The organism is Burkholderia sp. LMG 13014, from assembly GCF_905232215.1.
Taxonomy (GTDB): domain Bacteria; phylum Pseudomonadota; class Gammaproteobacteria; order Burkholderiales; family Burkholderiaceae; genus Burkholderia.
In genome coordinates this window covers 16,671-36,776 of the sequence record NZ_CAJNKE010000003.1, presented here as the reverse complement: position 1 = coordinate 36,776, position 20,106 = coordinate 16,671, and the positions used below count along the sequence as shown (strand labels likewise).

Here is a 20,106-nt window from a genome sequence, read left to right as displayed (position 1 = left end):
CGGCCCCACATCGTCATTCTCATCCACCTGACGGAGCCACTTCACTCCGCCAGGGGTGTCGTGGCTCAATAACCTTTCAAGGAGGAGCCCATGGCATCACATCGCATCGAAACCTACTGCCAGAGGCTGGCGTTCCCCATCGGGGCGCTTATCTTCAGCAAAGGCATTGACCGCCTGGTCCGCTCGGGTCGCCTCGACCCGATCCCGTACTTCAGGCGCCACACCCGTGGTGACTGGGGCGACGTCAACGTCCAGCAATGGCAGGCCAACAGCACCGCGCTTCAATCAGGTGCTTCGCTGGCATCGCACTACGTGATCCACCCGGGGCTGGCCATTCGCATCGTTACCGACGCGGAGCGCCGCGCCACCGTCATCGTTCTGCCGTCCGAGGACTGAGCACGGTTCACCCGCTGGCCATCCAGGCCAGCACCTTCAACCACCTTCGGCCACGCGCCGATTTACTTCCCACCACGGGGCATGCCACTGCCCCACTGGGGGTGGTGCATGCCCCATTTTCTTTGGAGCATCACCATGTCCCTCGATCTCGAAACCAATGCCGCTGAAGCCGCGCCCGTACAGGGCGAACTGCTCGATGCGGAATCTTCCCCTCTGACCCTGAGCCTTCAGGATTTCGTCGGCGAGTTCGGCGACGAACTGCTCGACGCCCTCAACAGCGCTAATCCGCCGGTCTATACCGGCCAACCGCAGGCACATCGCCAGCTCATCGTCGCCAGCCTCAAGCGCAAGCTGTTCCAGGCCCAGGCCGAAGTCGTCCATGCCGCCGCCGAGCTGCTGATTGACCGTGGCGAACATGCCGCGATCGTCAATGGCGAAATGGGCTGCGGCAAGACGACCGTCGGCATCGCCACGGCCGCCGTGCTCAACGCCGAAGGCTACCGCCGCACCTTGGTTCTTTCGCCGCCGCACCTTGTTTACAAGTGGCGGCGCGAGATCCAGGAGACGGTAGCAGGCGCCAAGGTGTGGGTGCTCAACGGCCCCGATACCTTGGTCAAGCTCATCAAGCTACGCGAGCAGTTGGGCGTGCAGCCCACGGGCCAGGAGTTCTTTGTCCTGGGGCGCGTCAGGATGCGGATGGGGTTCCACTGGAAGCCTGTCTTCACTCAGCGGCGTACCCGCCACGGCAACGTGGCAGCGTGCCCGGACTGCGGCACGGTCATCACCGATCTCGACGGCGAGCCGGTCAACCCGGTCGAACTCGAAGCCGAGGAATCCCGCAGGAAGTGCAGCCACTGCGCCGCCCCCCTGTGGACGCTGATCCGCCCGAGAAGCCTGTCCGGCAGCGATCAGTCCTCGGCCGTCCTCAAAGCCTTGAAGCGCATCCCGACCATCGGGGAAGTCACCGCGCAGAAGCTGATGCAGAAGTTCGGCGACGGCTTCCTGGCCTCGATGCTCGGCGACAACATCCATGAGTTCATCAACCTCATGGACGGCAACGGCGAACTGGTGTTCTCCGACCGTCAGGCCACGCGCATGGAACGCGCGATGGCCAACATGGAGTTCGGGTTTGGCGAGGGCGGCTATCAGCCGTCCGAGTTCATCAAGAGATACCTGCCGCAAGGCACGTTCGACCTGCTCATCGCCGACGAGGCACACGAGTACAAGAACGGCGGCAGTGCCCAGGGCCAAGCCATGGGCGTGCTGGCGGCGAAGGCTCGCAAAACCTTGCTGCTGACCGGCACGTTGATGGGCGGCTACGGGGACGACCTGTTCTACCTGCTGTTCCGAGCCCTTCCCGGGCGGATGATCGAAGACGGCTACCGCCCGACCACGAGCGGCAGCATGACCTCGGCCGCGATGGCGTTCATGCGCGATCACGGGGTCTTGAAGGACATCTACTCCGAGAGCGCCGGCACGGCGCACAAGACGGCCAAGGGCACCAAGGTATCGGTGCGCACGGTCAAAGCCCCGGGCTTCGGCCCCAAGGGCGTCTTGCGCTGCATCCTGCCGTTCACGATCTTCCTCAAGCTCAAGGACATCGGCGGCAACGTCCTGCCGCCGTATGACGAAGAGTTCCGCGAAGTCGCGATGGACACGGCGCAAGCCGCGGCCTACCGCGATCTGGCGGGCCGGCTGACCGCGGAGCTGAAACAGGCTCTGGCGCGACGCGATACGACTCTGCTGGGTGTGGTCCTCAACGTGCTGCTGGCCTGGCCGGATTGCTGCTTCCGGTCGGAAACCGTGGTGCATCCGCGCACGCGCAACACCTTGGCGTTCGTCCCGGCTCAGTTCAACGAGTTCGAGATCAGCCCCAAGGAGCGTGAGCTGATCGATATCTGCAAACAGGAGAAGGCGCAGGGCCGCAAGGTCCTCGCCTACACGGTCTATACCGGCACGCGCGACACCACGTCGCGCCTGAAGGTACTGCTGGAGCAGGAAGGTTTCAAGGTGGCGGTGCTGCGCGCGAGCGTGGATGCAAGCCGCCGCGAGGACTGGATTGCCGAGCAACTGGATCGTGGCATCGACGTGCTCATCACCAACCCCGAGTTGGTCAAGACGGGATTGGACCTGTTGGATTTCCCGACAATCGTGTTCATGCAGTCGGGCTACAACGTGTACTCGCTCCAGCAGGCGGCCCGCCGCTCCTGGCGCATCGGGCAGAAGCACCCCGTGCGCGTGATCTATCTCGGCTACGCCGGTTCCTCGCAGATGACATGCCTCGAACTGATGGCCAAGAAGATCATGGTCTCGCAGTCCACCTCGGGCGATGTACCCGAATCGGGGCTGGATGTCCTGAACCAGGATGGTGATTCCGTCGAGGTCGCACTGGCCCGGCAACTGGTCGCCGCCTGATTCCCACGCCACAAGCCGGCCTAGCGCCGCCGGCATTTCTGTTGTTCCCACCTTGCAGCCACGCCCACGTTCTCCGTGGACGTGGCTGCGCTTTTTTCATCCCAAGGAGATTTCCATGAATACCAACACCCAACCGTCCGAAGCCATCGACACCCAACGGAAGCTGGAAGCCGAGATTGCGGATTTCCTGCGGCAGCGCATCGAAGATGGGAACCTCGATGCGGAGGACATCCCTGTGCGCCTGGCACGCTATGGTCTGATGGCCCCCGAGGCGTTCCTCGCCGAAATGCGTGAGCGCATGGGCATCGACGACGAGAAATAAGAGACCCATTTTCACAGGCCCCAACTTGGGGCCTTTCTTTGGTGAAGGCGCTGCCGGCAAATCGGGCGCTGTCTGGTTCGCATTGTTTGCTGCCGCTCGTAGCCCGAGCGGCGATGGTGAGGGCTCGATGTTTCAGGACGCCGAGCTATGTGCCCCTCTCCACCCTGGTTTCACCATCCCGAACGCCGCCTGCTGGCGGGATTTTTCGGCCTGCTTTGGTCGGTGCTGGCCGGTGGCTGCGCGACGACGACTGCGCCGGTCGCGCCCGACACCATCGAGGAAGTCTCGGCCGCGCCCGAACCCGAAGCGCCCGAGTACATCCCGGTCGTGCGCTACGCCCGCTACACGCTGGTCGAACTGGCCCCTACAGCGGCGCAGCGCGACCTGCTGTTGCAGACCATCGACGTGTCGATGCCCGAGGATGCCCGCGCCACGGTCGGCGATGGGCTGCGGCATGTGCTCAAGCGCAGCGGCTACAGCCTGTGCCAAACGGCGCATGCCGTGATCGAGCTGTATGAGCTGCCGCTCCCGGCGGCGCACCTGCATCTCGGTCCCATGACCTTGCGCGATGCGCTGCTCACCCTGGCTGGTCCGGCCTGGGAACTGCACGCGGATGACCGCGCACGACAGATTTGCTTCGAGCGGCCCGGCGACAGCGTGGCCGCCGAACCCATGCCCGAACCGACCGCCGCCGATGCGGTGCAGACCTTCCCGCTGATGCCTTCCACTCCAGGAGGCCAGCCGTGAACGCTCCGCAATCTTCGCGTCGCCCGACCGCCGCCGTGGTGGTGCAAAGCATGCTCTGGCTCTGGCTGCTCGGTCTAAGCGTCATCGTGGCCCTCGGCTACCAGGCGATGAGCGACCAGGCCGACCAGGAACGGCTCGATTCCCGTCTGCAACGCCTCGAAGCGCAGGCGGTGGCCCTGGCCGAGGCCATCGAGACCATCCAGCAGCGTCCGGCCGTCGCAACGGCGGCGGACCTCAAAGACACCCGCCAAATCCTGGAAGCACGCGCTTCCCAGGTTGAGAAAACACTGAGCGGCTACGCAGCCGCCGACGACCTTCAGGCGCTGCGCGCGGAGATCGAGCAGATCAAGACGCGCCAGACCGCCGCGCGTGCAGCAGCCCCCGTCCAGCCGCGCACATCGAGCAAGCCCGCCGCCAAGTCTGAACCGCCGCCATTGCCGTTCCGCATCGTCGGCGCCGAACTGCGCGCCGGCCAGCGCAGCGTGTCCGTCGCGCCGAGCAGTGGGGACTTCACGCCCGACCAGCTTCAGGTGCTGCTGCCCGGTGATGCGGTCGGCCCATGGCGCTTGCAGGCAATCGATGGCAGCGCCGCGGTGTTCCAAGCCGGCGACCAGACCCGTCGCGTGGCGATTCCCTGATCGGAGCACACCACATGAAGCCGTCGATCATCCTTTCCGCACTCCTACTGGCTTCAGTCCAGTGGCCCGCGTGGGCGCAGCAGTCAGCCACGGCTCCCGCTCGCAATGCGCAGAGCCAGGAGCGCCCGCTGGCCGCCCGCGTCCTGGACGACCGAGTAGCAAGCAACTGGGGCCTCCAACCCCAGGAATGGGTGCGTTACCGCGAGCTGATGGATGGGCCGCTGGGAATCTACTCGCCCAACCTGGACCCGCTGTCTGCCCTAGGCATCGAGGCACGGACCGACGAAGAACGGCGGCGCTATGCAGAGCTGCAGGTGCAAATCGAAGCACGCCGCGTCGAGAAGTTGCTCGCCTACCAACGCGCCTACGACGAAGCCTGGCAGCGCCTGAACCCCGGCATGCAGCGCGTGAACCTGCCCGACGACGGGCCGGGCGCCGGCACCGCGCGCGGCAGCGGCCGAATGGCGGTGTTCGTCAAGGACGGCTGCGCGGCCTGTGGGCAGCTCGTGCAGCGCCTGCAATCCTCGGGTGCCGAGTTCGACCTGTATATGGTGGGCAGCCGCCAGGACGATGCACGCATCCGCGACTGGGCCAAGCGCGCGCAGATCGACCCGGCGCGCGTGCGCAGCGGCAGCATTACCCTCAACCACGACGGCGGCCGCTGGCTGTCGCTGGGCCTGCCCGGTGACTTGCCCGCGGCTGTGCGCGAGGTGAACGGCCAATGGCAGCGTCAGCCGTAGCGGCCACCTCCGTCTCGCAGCTCCTGCGCGCACTGGTGCTTGCTACCGGCCTGTGCGCCTGCGCCGTCCATGCCCAGGAGGTTCCACCACCGGCCTACCAACTCGCCGCACAGCGGGCGGGCATCCCCTCGACCGTGCTCTTCGCCGTGGCCTTGCAGGAGAGCGGTGTTCGGCGCAACGGGCGCATCGTCCCGTGGCCGTGGTCCCTCAATGTCGCCGGCCAGTCGCGCCGCTTCGCCACGCGCGCCGACGCCTGCTCGGGCTTGCAACAGGCAATGCGCGCCACGCCCCACACGCGCATCGATGCAGGCCTGGGCCAGATCAACCTCGGTTACCACAAGCACCGCTTCACCAGCGCGTGCGACCTGCTGGACCCCTATCGCAACCTCGCCATCGCCGCTGAGATCCTGAAGGAGCAGCACACGTCCGGCGAAGACTGGCTGTTGGCGATCGGCCGCTACCACCGTCCTGCGGGCGGCGAGCCCGCCGCCCGCTACCGGCGCAGCGTGTCGCGCCATCTCGCGCGTGTGCAGGGCGCACGCCCAAACGCCGCGGTGCTCGCCACGCGCCAGGAGACTTCCCCATGACGAAATCCCATCTGGCCCTGCGGGGCCTGCTTGTGCTGCTGGCGGGTCTGCCGCTGGCATCGCGTGCCGGCGATCCGCTGATCGTGGTCGAAGATCGCGGTGGCACGTCGGCGCTGCCGTACTACGAGGCCCTCAACCTCCAGCCGCGCGCCGATGTCCCGGCCCGGCCGCCCATTCCGACGCCACAGGTTCCCGCCACACCCGCGGACGAGGCAGCGATGCTGCCGGTGCGCAGCACCAAACTCACGCCTGGCACCGTCGCTCGGCGCGTGATCGAAGCGCCCGGCCTGCGGCCGTTCGTGGTCATCGGCGACGACGACGCCTCCCGGGCCTGGTTGCAGCGCCGCGGCGTTGCTTTGCGCGAACGCGGCGCGGTCGGCCTAGTGGTCAATGTCGAGACCGCGCAGGGCCTGGCAGGGCTGCGTGCCCTGGTGCCGGGCGTGCCGCTCGCGCCCGTAGCCGGAGACGACCTGGCCGATCGCCTAGGCCTGCGGCATTACCCGGCGCTGATCACGGCCACCGGCATCGAGCAATGAAGCCATGTCGGGGAAACAGCCGGTCGAGGTTCTGCTACGCCCAGCGGTGGAGCTATACACCGTCGCAGCGTGTGCAGGCGCCGCGTTTCTGTCCCTGGTGGCCCCGTGGTCGCTCGCGCTGAGTCCGGCCATGGGCGTCGGCAGCGCCCTGGCGTTCGGCGCCTACGGCGCGATCCGCTACCGCGACGCTCGCGTCATCCTGCGTTATAGGCGCAACATCCGCCGCCTGCCGCGTTACGTGATGACGAGCAAGGATGTGCCCGTCAGCCAGCAGCGGCTTTTCATCGGGCGCGGATTCCTGTGGGAGCAGAAGCACACCCATAGGCTCATGCAGACATACCGGCCGGAGTTTCGCCGCTACGCGGAGCCGACACCGGCCTATCGCCTGGCGCGTCGGCTGGAGGAACGGCTGGAGTTTGCGCCGTTCCCGCTGTCCCGGCTCTCCGCTCTCACGGGCTGGGACGTTCCGTTCAACCCTGTGCGCCCGCTGCCACCTGTAGGTGGCCTGCCGCGGCTGCATGGCATCGAACCCGACGAGGTGGACGTCAGCCTGCCGCTGGGTGAGCGCGTCGGACATTCGCTGGTGCTGGGCACGACGCGCGTGGGCAAGACGCGGCTGGCCGAGCTGTTTGTGACTCAGGACATCCGTCGCAAGAACGCTGCCGGCGAGCACGAGGTCGTGATCGTTATCGATCCCAAGGGCGACGCGGATCTCCTGAAGCGGATGTACGTCGAAGCCCAGCGCGCAGGCCGTGAAGGCGAGTTCTACATCTTCCACCTCGGTTGGCCGGAAATCAGCGCCCGCTACAACGCGGTAGGACGCTTCGGTCGCATCTCGGAAGTCGCCACCCGTATCGCAGGGCAACTCTCCGGTGAAGGCAACAGCGCGGCCTTCCGGGAGTTCGCGTGGCGCTTCGTCAACATCATTGCCCGCGCTTTGGTGGAACTGGGGCAGCGCCCGGACTACATGCTGATCCAGCGGCACGTCATCAACATCGACGCACTGTTTATCGAGTACGCCCAGCACTACTTCGCCAAGACCGAGCCCAAGGCCTGGGAGGTGATCGTCCAGATCGAGGCCAAGCTCAACGAGAAGAACATCCCGCGCAACATGATCGGGCGCGAGAAGCGCGTGGTCGCGCTGGAGCAGTACCTTTCCCAGGCGCGCAACTACGACCCGGTGCTCGACGGCTTGCGCTCGGCAGTTCGGTACGACAAGACCTACTTCGACAAGATCGTCGCATCGTTGCTGCCGCTGCTGGAAAAGCTCACCAGCGGCAAGATCGCCCAGCTCCTGGCCCCGAATTACTCCGACCTGACCGACCCGCGCCCGATCTTCGATTGGATGCAAGTCATCAGGAAGCGCGCCATCGTCTATGTGGGACTGGACGCGCTGTCCGACGCCGAGGTTGCCGCAGCGGTCGGCAACTCCATGTTCTCCGACCTGGTTTCGGTCGCGGGCCATATCTACAAGCACGGGATCGACGATGGCCTGCCGGGCGCATCCGCTGGCACGCGCGTGCCGATCAATGTCCATGCGGACGAATTCAATGAACTCATGGGTGACGAATTCGTGCCCCTGATCAACAAGGGCGGCGGTGCCGGGCTACAGGTCACGGCGTACACACAGACCCTCTCGGATATCGAGGCCCGCATCGGCAACCGCGCGAAAGCTGGCCAGGTGATCGGCAACTTCAACAACCTGTTCATGCTGCGCGTGCGCGAGACGGCCACCGCCGAACTGCTGACGCGGCAGTTGCCGAAGGTCGAGGTCTATACCACCACCATCGTCTCCGGGGCGACCGATAGCTCGGACATCCGTGGCGCGACGGATTTCACGTCGAACACCCAGGACCGCATCAGCATGTCCAGCGTGCCGATGATCGAGCCATCGCACGTAGTCGGCCTGCCAAAAGGCCAGTGCTTCGCGCTGCTGCAAGGCGGCCAGCTTTGGAAGGTTCGCATGCCGCTGCCGACACCAGACCCGGATGAAGTGATGCCGGCGGATCTGCAGCAACTGGCCGGATACATGCGCCAGAGCTACAGCGAGGCCACGCAGTGGTGGGATTTCACCAGCTCCCCTGCCTTGCAGGATGCGGCCTTGCCCGATGACCTGCTGGACGATGCTGCTCCAGCCGAGCCTGCTGCGGTGGCCACCGACACCGACCACAGTACCGACGAGGCCGCGCCATGAAGGACGCCGCCTCGACCGCGCAGCGGGAGCAGAACCAGCGCCAGGGTCTGATCGTCGGCACCATCACCTTGCCATTTCGCCTGCTCGGGGTATTGATTGGCTCGCTGCTGTTCTCGATCGTGGTGGAGTGCGTCGGCATGCACCTGTTCTGGAAGGATCAGGGCTGGCGCCATTCCCAGCAGATGTTGCAGTACGAGCTTGGGCACCTGTCCAGCCACTTCACGCGCAGCGTGGTCGTGCAGGAGCCAGGGCGCACGGCGCACGAGTTGGTGGATACAGGCTACGAATGGGTGTTCGTTCGCTCGGGGCTGCTGGCGCGCATGAGCCAGACCGCCGAGCGCGTCCGCGCGCCCAGCCACGAGCAGGCGCGCAACTTCCGCTACTACATCAGCCAAGTCTATGTCTGGGCCGAGAGCTACCTCATCGCCGCAGCCTTCACGACGCTGACCTTCCTAGTGCGCCTGCTGGTCCTGGTGCTCACGCTGCCACTGATCTTCACGGCCGCCTTCGTCGGTCTGATTGACGGTCTGGTGCGACGCGACGTGCGCAGGTTCGGCGCGGGCCGCGAATCCGGGTTCATCTACCACCGTGCAAAAGCCAGCCTCATGCCGCTGGCCGTGCTGCCGTGGATCACGTACCTGGCGCTGCCGATCTCGGTGCATCCATTGCTGATCCTGTTGCCGAGCGCCGCCTTGCTGGGACTGGCCGTGAGCCTGACTGCGGGCAGCTTCAAGAAGTACCTCTAGCAGATCAATCCGGTCATCTGCAGGTTCCTATTGTTTGCGGCCTGAAACAGCCCCGATCTCCACGATCTAGCCATTGCTGATCACACAGGAATGGCGCGATGTTGGCTCCGATCTGGCTGCGCGCCGCGCATCGCGGCGTGCCCACTTTTCTCGTGACGGCCCTTGTACTGGGTCAGTCCTCGATGGCGTTGGCCGAGTCCCCGGCGCAGCGTCAGGAGTTGGTCGCAGCGCTGCGCCAGCTCGACGCGCTGGAGCGCACCGTCGCCGACAGCGCTACGCATGCCCCCATCCAGCCGGGCGAGCGCTACCACTTCGATTACCCGAGGCTGCTGGCTGACCTGGCGCGCGTGCGCGCCGGCATCCAGGCCCATCTCACACCGTCGCGCGCCCAGCCGCGCGACGCCTCCGAACTGATCGGCGACTACCGCACGGAGCGGGTCGTCCCGCCATCACCGCCGACGACCACGGAGGGCAAGCCATGAACGGCGCCCAGGTCTCGGCATTTCAAGCCAACAGCGGCATCGCGCCTTCAGCGATGGCGACCGTCCTGGTCGGCGTCGTGTTCGCGGTCCTGCTCGTCTGGGGCGTCTGGGCCATGCGAACGGCCTACGTGGGGTGGTCCGAAAGCCGCCTCAACCAGCGCCAGTTCCTCGGCGTCTGCATCCGATTCGTCGCGATGTACCTCGTCCTGACTTTCTTCCTCCTCTCCTGACCTGAAAGGCATGACCATGCAAAACTGCATCCTCACTTCCCGTCTTGCCCAGCGCGCCACCGTGGCCCTGGGCACCGCAGCGCTGCCCGCCCTGTCGTTCGCGCAGGGTCTGCCGCAGTTGGAGAACCCGACCCGCGGCACAGGCAACGGCATCATGGAAACGATCCGCAACTACGGCTACGACATCATCATGCTCGTGGCTCTGCTGGTGGTGGCGTCCATGTTCATCGGCGTGTGCTACCACGCCTACGGGACCTACGCGGAAATCCACACAGGCCGCAAGACGTGGGGCCAGTTCGGCCTCACGGTCGCCATCGGCGCCGTCTTGCTCGTGATCGGCATCTGGCTGCTCACCGAAGCCACCGGCATCCTGTAAGCGAGGCCGGTATGTCCGAGCAGCAGCACGTCCGTGCGGACGGGACGGTCACGTTCCTTCCGCACCGGCTCAATCGACATCCCGTTGTGGTGCGCGGTCTCACCGCCGACGAGTTGTGGATCTGCTGCGGCCTGTCCGGCGCCGCCGGTCTGCTGGTCGGCGCACCGCTGTCGTGGGTGTTCCGCACGATCGCGCTAGCACCCACGTTCGTCGTCCTGGGCGTGGCCTTCGGCGTGTTCATCGGCGGCGGCATTCTTCGCCGCCTCAAGCGCGGGCGTCCCGACACCTGGCTGTATCGGCAACTGCAATGGCGCATTGCCACACGCCATCCGCTGATGGCGGGCTGGGTAGGCGGCCATGTGCTGATCTCGCGCTCCGGCTTCTGGACCACCCGAAGGAGCGCACGATGAGCCGCTTCAAGAACGAGATCACCCACCTGCAGGCGCACATCAAGACGCTTCGCCTGGGTGCTGGCGCCCTGATCATCGTCGCCCTGGTCATGGGTGGCGGCTGGTGGAGCGCTCCCCGCGATCTGACCATCCACGTTCCGCCTGACCTGCGCTCCGGCAGTACCAGGAAGTGGTGGGAAGTGCCGCCCGAATCGGTCTATGCGTTCACGTTCTACGTGTTCCAGACGCTCAACCGCTGGCCGACGAATGGCGAAGAGGACTACGCGCGCAACCTCCACACGCTCTCGCCGTACCTCACCCCATCCTGCCAGGCCTTCCTGCGCGCGGACTACGACTACCGCCGCAGCACGGGCGAGTTGCGCCAGCGCGTGCGCGGCATCTACGAAATCCCCGGCCGCGGCTACGGCGACGACCCCACGGCCCGCGTGCGCGTGGTTTCCGACCGCGACTGGGTAGTGACGCTGGACATCACCGCCGACGAGTACTACGGCGCCGAGCAAGTCAAGCGCGCTCTGGTGCGCTATCCCGTGAAGGTCACGCGGGTGGACGTCGATCCTGCCCGCAACCCGTTCGGCCTGGCGCTCGACTGCTATGAGGGCGCGCCCCAGCGCATCAGCACGCCGGAGCCGACGCGCCCGGCGTCTGGTGGCCTGTCTCCGCAAGCGCCCCAAGGAGAAACCCCATGAAGCATCCTGTACTCACGCTGCTGGGGCTGTTGGCCGTGGCCGCGGCTCCTGCTGTCCAGGCGGTGGAGATCCTGCGCTGGGAACGTATGCCGTTGGCGGTGCCGCTGAAGGTCGGCCAGGAGCGTATCGTGTTCATCGACCGCAACGTCCGCGTGGGCGTACCCTCGGGCGTCGGCGAGCGCCTACGGGTGCAGAGCGCGGGCGGCGCGGTGTACCTGCGCGCCAGCGAGCCGATCGAGCCCACGCGGCTGCAATTGCAGGACGCCGACACGGGCGCGCTGATCCTGCTGGACATTGCGGCGAAGCCAGCCAAGGACGGCGAAGCCGAGCTGGAACCAGTGCGCATCGTCGAGGGCAACAGCACCCCGGCGCGCTATGGCGATCAGCCCGGCGATGACAACGAAGCTCCGGCGCGCGCCCAGGACCAGGCAGGTGCGCGGGCGGCGCGACGCGAGACCCCGGTGCCGGTTGTCCTGACGCGCTTCGCCGCGCAGAACCTCTACGCTCCGCTGCGCACTGTGGAGCCGTTGCCCGGCGTCATGCGGGTGAACCTGCGTCGTGACCTCGACCTCGGCACGCTGATGCCGACGCTGCCCGTGCGCGCGGTCGCGCTCGCGTCGTGGCGTCTGGAAGACCAGTGGGTCACTGCCGTGCGACTGACCAACAACAGCAGCGGCTGGATCACTCTCGATCCGCGCATCCTGCAAGGCGATTTCCTCACCGCCACCTTCCAACACGAGGCACTTGGCCCGCGTGGCACGCCCGAGGACACGACCGTCCTGTACCTGGTGACGCGCGGGCGCGGCCTGGCGCAATCGCTGCTACCGGCGATCAACCGCTTCGACCCGGCCGTGCATCTCCCGCAACCGGAAGACCGCAAGGAGGCCCGCCATGCGCAGTAATGGACTCCTGAAGTGGCTGATGGTCCCGGTTGCCTTGCTGGTGCTGTTCGTTGCCATCCGGCTGTTCTCGGGTGGCAGCAGTTCGGCGCCACCGGCCGCGGATGCCGGTGCCAAGCTCACGCCAGCGGAAATGAAGGCGTTGGGCATCGAGGGCGATACCCCGCGCGACACCGTGGCGACGCTCGTTGCCCAAGTGAAGCAGTTGCGCACCGAGCTTCAGACCGCGCTCTCGGACAACAAATCCCAGCGCGAAGAAAACCAGCGACTGCGCCAGCGCGAGAACTCCATTGATCAGCGCATCAATTCGGCCCTCGACTCCGAGCGTACCAACCTGCGTCGCGACCAAGAGCAGGCAGCCAGCGCGCGCCAGCAGACCGAAGGGTTGCTTGCCGACCTGCAGCGGCGTCTGGACAGTATCGGCGGACGTGGCGGCGGCCATGCCGACCTGCCGGTGGGTCTGGGGCTGCGCGACGGCGACGAGGCCGGCATGGAAGGCGGCGTGCGATGGGTCGAACCCGACGATGCGAGGAAGGCCGAGGGGCGGAACAGCAGTCGTGGCACGGGTAGCGGCATGAGCTTCCCGACGAGCTTCGGCCCCGCGCAGAGCACGTTGGAAACCACGGCGGAAACCGTGGCGAACGCGGGCGCACGCGCAGCAGGCGTCAAGAGCGCCAAGGCGGTCTATACCGTACCGACCAATTCGACGCTGATGGGGTCGGTGGCGATGACGGCGCTGATCGGCCGCGTGCCGATCGACGGAACCGTTAACGATCCATACCCCTTCAAGGTGTTGGTCGGACCGGACAACCTGACCGCCAATGGCATCGACATTCCCGACGTGGCCGGTGCCGTGTTCAGCGGCACCGCATCGGGAGATTGGACGCTCTCGTGCGTGCGCGGCCAGGTGCGCAGCATCACCTTCGTCTTCCACGACGGCACGATCCGCACCATCCCCGAAGACCGCGACGGCAACCAGCAGAACAACCAGCAGCGAGACGGCCTGGGCTGGATCAGCGACCCATACGGCATTCCCTGCGTCAGCGGGGAGCGGCGCAGCAACGCCCAGCAGTACCTCGGCTCGCAAGCCCTGATTACCGCCGCCGGTGCCGGCGTCGCTTCGCTGATCGACAGCGACAGCGGCCAGATGTCCTACGTCGGCGCCGACGGCTCCATCGGGAGCGTCGGCATCTCGGGCAATGAAGCCGTGGGCCGCATCCTGGCCGGTGGCGTGCGCGACATGGCCGACTGGGTGAACAAGCTATACGGCCAGGCCTTCGCCGCCGTCTATGTCCAGCCCGGCGCGAAGGTCGCCGTCCACCTCGAAAAGCCGCTTGCCATCGACTTCGATCCCGAAGGCCGCAAGGTCGATCACCGCGCAGGAGAAAGCCATGCTCTCGAACTTGAATAAGGGCCTGGCGCTGGCCCTCGCCGTCGCGGTGCTCGGCGGCTGTGCCACCAGCAAGGAAAAGCTGCTCCCGCACGGCGACAGCACGATGATGGACATCTGGCAGCAGAACGCCGGCGACGGCAGCGGTGGCGCCGGCCAGGTGGCGCGCAGGCAATTGCTCGATGCACGCCAGAGCCTGCGCCGGCCGCTGACCGAGGCCGACGTGGAGGCCGCGCCCGCCGAACAGATGCGCTACACGCGCACGGCGCGAAACGAGGTCTATCGCCAGTTCCACCGCCTCCCGAACCCCGATCTTGTCATGTATGTGTACCCGCACCTGGCGGGTACCGACCCCGTGCCTGTTCCGGGCTACACGACAGTCTTCCCCCTGTACCAGCGCGTGCAGTACGCCATGCCGGGCGAGCGCGTGGAGGACTACTGATGCGCTGGAAACTCCCTTGGCCGAAGCTGGCTGCATCCGATGGTGGCAATGACGAGCAGCCGGACGGCTGGCAGCGCCACGTCGAGGCGTTGCGCCAAGCCGGCATCGCCGAACCCGGAGCGACGATCCAGGGCCGCAAGCCGGCGACCGTGGCGGACGAGCAGGCGCTGTACGACGTCGCGCAGTCGTTCGCGGAGCTGCTGCCGTGGGTGGAGTTCCTGCCGCCGTCGAAGTCCATGCTGCTGGAGGACGGGCAATCGGTCGCAGCCTTCTACGAGCTGGTCCCGCTGGGCACCGAAGGTCGGGAGCCTGGCTGGCTCGCGCATGCCCGCGATGCGCTCGAAAACGCGCTCCAGGATTCGTTCGATGAGCTGGACGAGAACCCCTGGGTGCTCCAGCTCTACGCCCAGGACGAACCCAGCTTCGACCAGTACATGCAGACCCTGCGCAACTACGTGCAGCCGCGCGCTCGCGGCACAGCCTTCACCGAGTTCTATCTTCGCTTCTTCGGCCACCACCTGCGCGCGGTGGCCAAGCCCGGCGGCCTGTTCGAGGACACGGTGGTCACGCGGTTGCGCTGGCGCGGCCAGACGCGGCGCGTGCGCATGGTGGTCTATCGCCGGGCCACCGGCCAGGCGAACCGCCGTGGCCAGACACCCGAGCAAATGCTGAACATCGTCTGCGATCGCCTTTGCGGCGGCCTGGCGAACGCCGGCATCCAGGCCCGGCGCATGGTCGCGGCCGATGTTCACGACTGGTTGCTGCGGTGGTTCAACCCACGCCCAACGATGCTCGGGCCAAGCGCTGAGAATCGAGAGCGCTTCTATGCGCTGGCCCGCTATCCCGACGAGGTGGAGGAAGGCGAGATCGAGCTGGCGAGTGGTCGGGATTTCAGCCAACGGCTGTTCTTCGGTCAGCCTCGCTCCGATGCCGGGCACGGTACCTGGTACTTCGACGGCATGCCGCACCGTGTGCTGGTCACCGACCGACTACGCATGCCGCCCGGTACGGGACACCTGACTGGCGAAACCCGCAAGGGCGATGCGATCAACACGCTTTTCGATCAGATGCCCGAAGACACCACGATGTGTCTGACCATGGTGGCGACGCCCCAGGACATCCTCGAATCGCACCTGAATCACCTGGCGAAGAAGGCTGTCGGCGAAACACTGGCATCGGAGCAGACGCTCAAGGATGTGCAGGAGGCGCGCTCGCTCATCGGCAGCGCGCACAAGCTCTACCGCGGCACGCTGGCCTTCTATCTGCGCGGGCGCGACGAAGCCGAGCTTGACAGGCGCGGCCTGGACCTCGCCAACGTGATGCTCAACGCGGGGTTGCAGCCCGTGCGCGAGGACGATGAAGTTGCGCCGCTCAACAGCTACCTGCGCTGGCTACCGTGCTGCTACAACCCTGCGCAGGATCGGCGGAACTGGTTCACCCAACTGATGTTCGCCCAGCATGTGGCGAATCTCTCGCCGGCGTGGGGACGCAGCCAGGGTACGGGCCATCCGGGCAACACGTTCTTCAACCGCGGTGGCGGGCCGATCACGTTTGATCCGCTGAACCGCTTGGACAGGCAGATGAACGCCCATCTGTTCCTATTCGGCCCCACCGGCTCGGGCAAGAGCGCAACGCTCAACAACCTCTTGAATCAGGTCACGGCCATCTACCGGCCGCGGCTGTTCATCGTGGAAGCCGGCAACAGCTTCGGCTTGTTCAGCGACTTCGCCAAGCGCCTGGGTCTGACCGTAAACCGGGTCAAGCTGGCTCCTGGCTCAGGCATCAGCCTGGCGCCGTTCGCCGACGCTCGCCGGCTGATCGAAACGCCCAGCAACGTGCAGACGCTTGATGCCGATGCACTGGATGAAGAATTGCCAGCCGATTCCTCGGTCATGGAGGAGGACGAGCAGCGCGACGTGCTGGGTGAACTGGAGATCACGGCACGGCTGATGATCACAGGCGGCGAGGACAAGGAAGAAGCCCGGATGACGCGGGCCGATCGCTCGCTGATCCGCCAGTGCATCCTCGATGCCGCCGAACACTGCGTGGCCGAGAAACGCACGGTGCTCACGCGCGACGTGCGCAACGCGCTGCGCACGCGCGGCCAGGACCCGACGCTGCCCGAGATGCGGCGCGTGCGGCTGCTGGAGATGGCGGACGCGATGGACATGTTCTGCCAAGGCACGGACGGCGAGATGTTCGATCGCGATGGCACGCCGTGGCCCGAGGCCGACATCACGCTGGTGGATCTCGCGACCTATGCCCGGGAGGGCTACAACGCGCAGCTCTCCATCGCCTACATCAGCCTGATCAGCACGGTGAACAACATCGCCGAGCGCGACCAGTACCTGGGCCGTCCGATCATCAATGTGACCGACGAAGGCCACATCATCACGAAGAACCCGCTGCTCGCGCCCTACGTTGTAAAAATTACAAAAATGTGGCGCAAGCTAGGGGCCTGGTTCTGGCTGGCTACACAAAATATCGACGATCTGCCGCGTGCCGCGGAGCCCATGCTCAACATGATTGAGTGGTGGATCTGCCTGTCGATGCCGCCCGATGAGGTCGAGAAGATTGCACGCTTCCGCGAACTCTCGCCCGCGCAGAAAGCGCTGATGCTCTCGGCGCGCAAAGAAGCGGGCAAGTTCACCGAGGGCGTCATCCTTTCCAAGAGCATGGAAGTGCTGTTCCGTGCCGTGCCGCCCAGCCTGTACTTGGCGTTGGCGCAGACCGAACCCGAAGAGAAGGCCGAGCGCTACCAGCTCATGCAGCACTACGGCTGCACCGAACTGGAAGCGGCCTTCAAGGTGGCCGAGAAGATCGACCAGGCGCGCGGCATCGAGTCGCCGGCCTTGGAACTGTCGTAAGACGGAGAACGCCATGGAACAGAAACGTCCTTCCATTCCGATGCAGGTCCAGGCGTTCCGCCGCCGCAACGGGCGGCCCCGCTGGCCCTGGGCATTGGTTGCTGTGCTGGTCGCGCTGCTGCTGATCTGGCTTGTGCCGAGGTCGCCCGGCGAATCCCCGCCGCAGCCGCCCACGCCGGTCAGCATGGCACCGGTGGCCGGGCCGCCCTGGCTAATGGGCAACCCCAAAGGCCGTTTCACGCTGACGCTCTATGCCGACCTGGAGTGCCCGTTCTGCCGGGAATATTTTCCGCAGCTCAAACGGTGGGTGGGCACCAACGCCGACGTGGCGCTGCAATGGCACCACCAGCCGCTAGCCGCGCACGAGCCGGCCGCGTCGGCCGAGGCACGTCTGGCCGAATGCGCAGCCGAAGCTGGCGGGCATGCCGCGTTCTGGCAGGCGGTCGAATGGGTCTATGCCCACACGCGCAGCGACGGCCTGGGCTTGCCGGATGGCTTGCGCTACCCCGAATCGACGCCAGCCATCGAGCAGTGCATGTCAAGCGAAAGGTCCAGTGCCGCTATCCGCGCCCAGGCCGCGGAAGCCACCAAGAGCGGCGTTACCGCCACACCGTCACTGCGTCTGCTTGATCGCGAGACGGGCCAGGCCATCCTGCTGCAGGGACCAATCGAGGGCGACGCCTTGTTGTCTGCCATGGACATGCTGACGGCTGACGGTCCGACCGGCACACCCACATCCGAAATGCCTGCCGACGTCGTCGGCGACATGCCCAGGTAGCCCCGGTCTTCAAGGCTACGGCGCAGTCCGCTGCGCTGACCGCAACCCGTTCGCCTCGCATCCTGGTCGCGAACGATCGCCGCTGCCGCGGTGATGGATGCACCTTGTTCGTTCCCTAGGAGGGCTGGCCCTCCTAGGGCGCGCGCCCTCCGATCTCACCGTCTGGAGGTTCGCCATGTCTTTTGTCGTCAACGACTCCTGCCCGGAGTCGCTTTCCGTCACCGCTGCCCAACACGAGGACTGGATCATCCAGCAAGCCATCGTGCTGCTGGAGAGGCGGGTTTTCAAAGCTGGACCGTGCCTCAGCCGACCGGCCGCTGTGCGGGACTATCTGCGCGTGAAACTGGTCGCTGAACCCAACGAGATATTCGCCGCTGTGTTCCTGGACAGCATGCACCAGGTGCTGGCCTACGAGCCATTGTTCAGGGGCACGATCAACTCGACTTCTGTTTATCCACGTGTCGTCGTACAGCGTGTGCTGGAGTTGAACGCCGCCGCGGTGGTCTTCGCGCACCAGCACCCCTCGGGCATCTCCGAGCCGTCGAGCGCGGATCGTGTGCTGACCCAGCAACTGCAGGCCGCGCTGGCGCTCATCGATGTACGGGTACTGGATCACATCATCGTAGGCCAAGGTTCCCCGTTCTCCTTTGCGGAGTCAGGCCTGCTGTAACGGTCGCATTGCTTCATTGATCCCCGCGGAGGCTTCGGCCTCCGTTTTTTTATGGCGCGGGACAAGCAGGTATGCGGGCAGCCCGCGATGCGCATTGTTTGTTGGGGTGGCATCGGGTTCGCGTTTGACTATGGCCCTGATCAACTTTCGGGGCACGCGACATGCCGGCATCCTTTTCCACGTTCGCGTCGGGCTGGCGAACCCTTGGTCTCGTCGTGGCGCTGCCGGCGTCCCTGGCCGTGTTCAGCCCCGTCGCCTTCGCAGCCGACGTACTGGTCGTCACCGACAGCCACCACCCGGTCAAGACCATGGGCGGCGAGCGGCTGATCGAGCTGGACGAAGCCCGCCGGATTGAAGCGGAGCTTTCTGCGGAACTGCCCGCCGCCCCCGAACAGGCGGCGGCCACCGTCAAGCGTCGGCTGAGCCAAGGCGGCGCCGACCTACAGCGCCGCATCGCTTCCGCATACCAGGGCGTCACCGACGCATGGAGCCTGGGCATCACCAGCATCCCGGCTGTCGTGGTGGATCAGCGCTACGTGGTCTATGGCGAGCCGGATGTGGCCCGCGCTGTCGCGCGCATCGAGCAGCGTCGGAGGACCCAGCCATGACGCGACCATTCGACCTGATGCGCCGCATGCGGGCCGGCGTGGCTTCCTTGCTGCTGCTCAGCGCCACGGGTAGCTACGCCTTGAACACCACCGCCATCGTTGCCTCGGTGGCCTCGCCCGATTGCTTGGAGTACCGGGTGGTAGGTATCTGCTACTGGCTCTACTGCACCTGGGGAGGATGCACGGTGCGCACCTCTGTCAAGGTGCGCCACTACATCCCCGATGCGGTCGTCTCCAGCTACAGCAACACGGGCGAGAACCCGTGGGTCGAAGTCCGGGCGATGAGTACGGCCAATCCGTCCGCCCAAGCGGGGGGCGATGGAACGACGAACGAGGATCACGAAAACAATCTTGCGAAATTCAAGAACGCCGACGTGATCGGCCATCCCGGCGTCGAGGTGTTCAACCAGTTTGTTTCGTCCTCGGGCTACTTCTGCGAGGGCGCAGGAACGGCATTCATGCCGTATCTGCTCAGCACCTTGGACACGCTTGCCTGGCGCTACAACGTGCCCGAGATGGCCTACCCGGAGGCATTGATTCCCGGCATGCGCGAGGTCGGCGCACGCACCACGATGAACCTTTGGGGCAACGTGTATCCCCGCGGCGGCTTCCTGCACCAGACCGACGACCACAAATCGGGGGCCGTGGTGGCCCAGCGTGCGGGAGATATCGTCACTCGCCGGGGGCAGTTGCACGTGTACCAGCCGCTGCTTGCCAACGCCCGCGATGGCTACTGGCCCGCCGGCGCGCTGATGGAGGGTGATGCCTCGACTGGCAAGTGGCAGGAACTCACGCCCGTCCTGTCCTCGTCTTGCACGGTTTTCCCACGCACCGGCTTCCTGACCCAGGCCCAGCAAGGCGACTACGCCTGGGCACTGTGGCGGCCGTATGCCTGCTGCGAACGCCGTGGACAGGTGTTCCTTGGAAGCGTTGATTTCCTTTGAGGT

The 20,106-nt window shown here is 66.0% G+C and carries 23 protein-coding genes; all 23 read left to right on the top strand.

Features of this window, described 5'->3' with window-relative positions; all coding sequences use genetic code 11:
- Positions 1 to 90 precede the first annotated feature (90 nt).
- The 23 genes from JYJ84_RS00960 (at position 91) to JYJ84_RS00850 (ending at position 20,103) form a co-directional block, all read left to right on the top strand.
- A complete protein-coding gene (locus tag JYJ84_RS00960) occupies positions 91 to 396 on the top strand; it encodes a hypothetical protein (protein WP_009459685.1) in 306 nt (101 codons plus the stop codon).
- A gap of 135 nt (positions 397 to 531) precedes the next feature.
- Positions 532 to 2,811, top strand: a complete 2,280-nt coding sequence (locus tag JYJ84_RS00955) for a helicase-related protein (protein WP_019726337.1) — start codon at positions 532 to 534, stop codon at positions 2,809 to 2,811.
- Positions 2,812 to 2,926: 115 nt separating this feature from the next.
- The gene (locus JYJ84_RS00950) at positions 2,927 to 3,133 is read left to right on the top strand and encodes a hypothetical protein (protein ID WP_009459683.1); all 207 of its coding nucleotides are present in this window, start codon (positions 2,927 to 2,929) and stop codon (positions 3,131 to 3,133) included.
- 147 nt (positions 3,134 to 3,280) lie between these two features.
- Complete coding sequence (locus JYJ84_RS00945; protein ID WP_009459682.1) at positions 3,281 to 3,880, top strand: PilL N-terminal domain-containing protein; 600 nt, start codon at positions 3,281 to 3,283, stop codon at positions 3,878 to 3,880.
- On the top strand, positions 3,877 to 4,518 hold the full coding sequence (locus JYJ84_RS00940) for a hypothetical protein (RefSeq protein ID WP_009459681.1): 642 nt from the start codon (positions 3,877 to 3,879) through the stop codon (positions 4,516 to 4,518). Before JYJ84_RS00945 ends, JYJ84_RS00940 begins: the two co-directional genes overlap by 4 nt.
- Before the next feature lie 14 nt (positions 4,519 to 4,532).
- The gene (locus JYJ84_RS00935; RefSeq protein WP_009459680.1) at positions 4,533 to 5,258 is read left to right on the top strand and encodes a TIGR03759 family integrating conjugative element protein; all 726 of its coding nucleotides are present in this window, start codon (positions 4,533 to 4,535) and stop codon (positions 5,256 to 5,258) included.
- A complete protein-coding gene (locus JYJ84_RS00930) occupies positions 5,240 to 5,845 on the top strand; it encodes a transglycosylase SLT domain-containing protein (RefSeq protein ID WP_009459679.1) in 606 nt (201 codons plus the stop codon). The genes JYJ84_RS00935 and JYJ84_RS00930 overlap by 19 nt, the downstream gene beginning before the upstream one ends.
- A complete protein-coding gene (locus tag JYJ84_RS00925; protein WP_009459678.1) occupies positions 5,842 to 6,381 on the top strand; it encodes an integrating conjugative element protein in 540 nt (179 codons plus the stop codon). Before JYJ84_RS00930 ends, JYJ84_RS00925 begins: the two co-directional genes overlap by 4 nt.
- 4 nt (positions 6,382 to 6,385) lie before the next feature.
- Positions 6,386 to 8,575, top strand: a complete 2,190-nt coding sequence (traD, locus tag JYJ84_RS00920) for a type IV conjugative transfer system coupling protein TraD (protein WP_009459677.1) — start codon at positions 6,386 to 6,388, stop codon at positions 8,573 to 8,575.
- Entirely contained in the window at positions 8,572 to 9,321 is a 750-nt protein-coding gene (locus JYJ84_RS00915) for a TIGR03747 family integrating conjugative element membrane protein (RefSeq protein WP_009459676.1), read from the top strand. The genes traD and JYJ84_RS00915 overlap by 4 nt, the downstream gene beginning before the upstream one ends.
- Positions 9,322 to 9,419: 98 nt before the next feature.
- Entirely contained in the window at positions 9,420 to 9,803 is a 384-nt protein-coding gene (locus JYJ84_RS00910; RefSeq protein WP_009459674.1) for an RAQPRD family integrative conjugative element protein, read from the top strand.
- On the top strand, positions 9,800 to 10,033 hold the full coding sequence (locus JYJ84_RS00905; protein WP_009459672.1) for a TIGR03758 family integrating conjugative element protein: 234 nt from the start codon (positions 9,800 to 9,802) through the stop codon (positions 10,031 to 10,033). Before JYJ84_RS00910 ends, JYJ84_RS00905 begins: the two co-directional genes overlap by 4 nt.
- 16 nt (positions 10,034 to 10,049) lie before the next feature.
- Positions 10,050 to 10,409: a TIGR03745 family integrating conjugative element membrane protein gene (locus tag JYJ84_RS00900; protein WP_009459670.1), complete on the top strand. Its 360-nt coding sequence runs from the start codon at positions 10,050 to 10,052 to the stop codon at positions 10,407 to 10,409.
- 11 nt (positions 10,410 to 10,420) lie between these two features.
- Entirely contained in the window at positions 10,421 to 10,819 is a 399-nt protein-coding gene (locus tag JYJ84_RS00895) for a TIGR03750 family conjugal transfer protein (protein ID WP_009459668.1), read from the top strand.
- Complete coding sequence (locus JYJ84_RS00890; protein ID WP_009459666.1) at positions 10,816 to 11,505, top strand: PFL_4703 family integrating conjugative element protein; 690 nt, start codon at positions 10,816 to 10,818, stop codon at positions 11,503 to 11,505. Before JYJ84_RS00895 ends, JYJ84_RS00890 begins: the two co-directional genes overlap by 4 nt.
- Complete coding sequence (locus JYJ84_RS00885; protein WP_175221277.1) at positions 11,502 to 12,407, top strand: TIGR03749 family integrating conjugative element protein; 906 nt, start codon at positions 11,502 to 11,504, stop codon at positions 12,405 to 12,407. Before JYJ84_RS00890 ends, JYJ84_RS00885 begins: the two co-directional genes overlap by 4 nt.
- On the top strand, positions 12,397 to 13,815 hold the full coding sequence (locus JYJ84_RS00880) for a TIGR03752 family integrating conjugative element protein (protein ID WP_009459664.1): 1,419 nt from the start codon (positions 12,397 to 12,399) through the stop codon (positions 13,813 to 13,815). Before JYJ84_RS00885 ends, JYJ84_RS00880 begins: the two co-directional genes overlap by 11 nt.
- Positions 13,796 to 14,236: a TIGR03751 family conjugal transfer lipoprotein gene (locus JYJ84_RS00875; RefSeq protein ID WP_009459662.1), complete on the top strand. Its 441-nt coding sequence runs from the start codon at positions 13,796 to 13,798 to the stop codon at positions 14,234 to 14,236. Before JYJ84_RS00880 ends, JYJ84_RS00875 begins: the two co-directional genes overlap by 20 nt.
- The gene (locus JYJ84_RS00870) at positions 14,236 to 17,103 is read left to right on the top strand and encodes a conjugative transfer ATPase (RefSeq protein ID WP_019726341.1); all 2,868 of its coding nucleotides are present in this window, start codon (positions 14,236 to 14,238) and stop codon (positions 17,101 to 17,103) included. The genes JYJ84_RS00875 and JYJ84_RS00870 overlap by 1 nt, the downstream gene beginning before the upstream one ends.
- Before the next feature lie 13 nt (positions 17,104 to 17,116).
- A complete protein-coding gene (locus JYJ84_RS00865; protein WP_009459652.1) occupies positions 17,117 to 17,881 on the top strand; it encodes a DsbA family protein in 765 nt (254 codons plus the stop codon).
- 175 nt (positions 17,882 to 18,056) lie between these two features.
- Positions 18,057 to 18,551, top strand: coding sequence for a DNA repair protein RadC (radC, locus tag JYJ84_RS00860; RefSeq protein WP_009459650.1), 495 nt, complete (start codon positions 18,057 to 18,059; stop codon positions 18,549 to 18,551).
- 161 nt (positions 18,552 to 18,712) lie between these two features.
- A complete protein-coding gene (locus tag JYJ84_RS00855) occupies positions 18,713 to 19,159 on the top strand; it encodes a TIGR03757 family integrating conjugative element protein (protein ID WP_009459649.1) in 447 nt (148 codons plus the stop codon).
- Positions 19,156 to 20,103, top strand: a complete 948-nt coding sequence (locus JYJ84_RS00850) for a TIGR03756 family integrating conjugative element protein (RefSeq protein WP_019726343.1) — start codon at positions 19,156 to 19,158, stop codon at positions 20,101 to 20,103. Before JYJ84_RS00855 ends, JYJ84_RS00850 begins: the two co-directional genes overlap by 4 nt.
- The last annotated feature ends 3 nt before the right edge of the window (positions 20,104 to 20,106 follow it).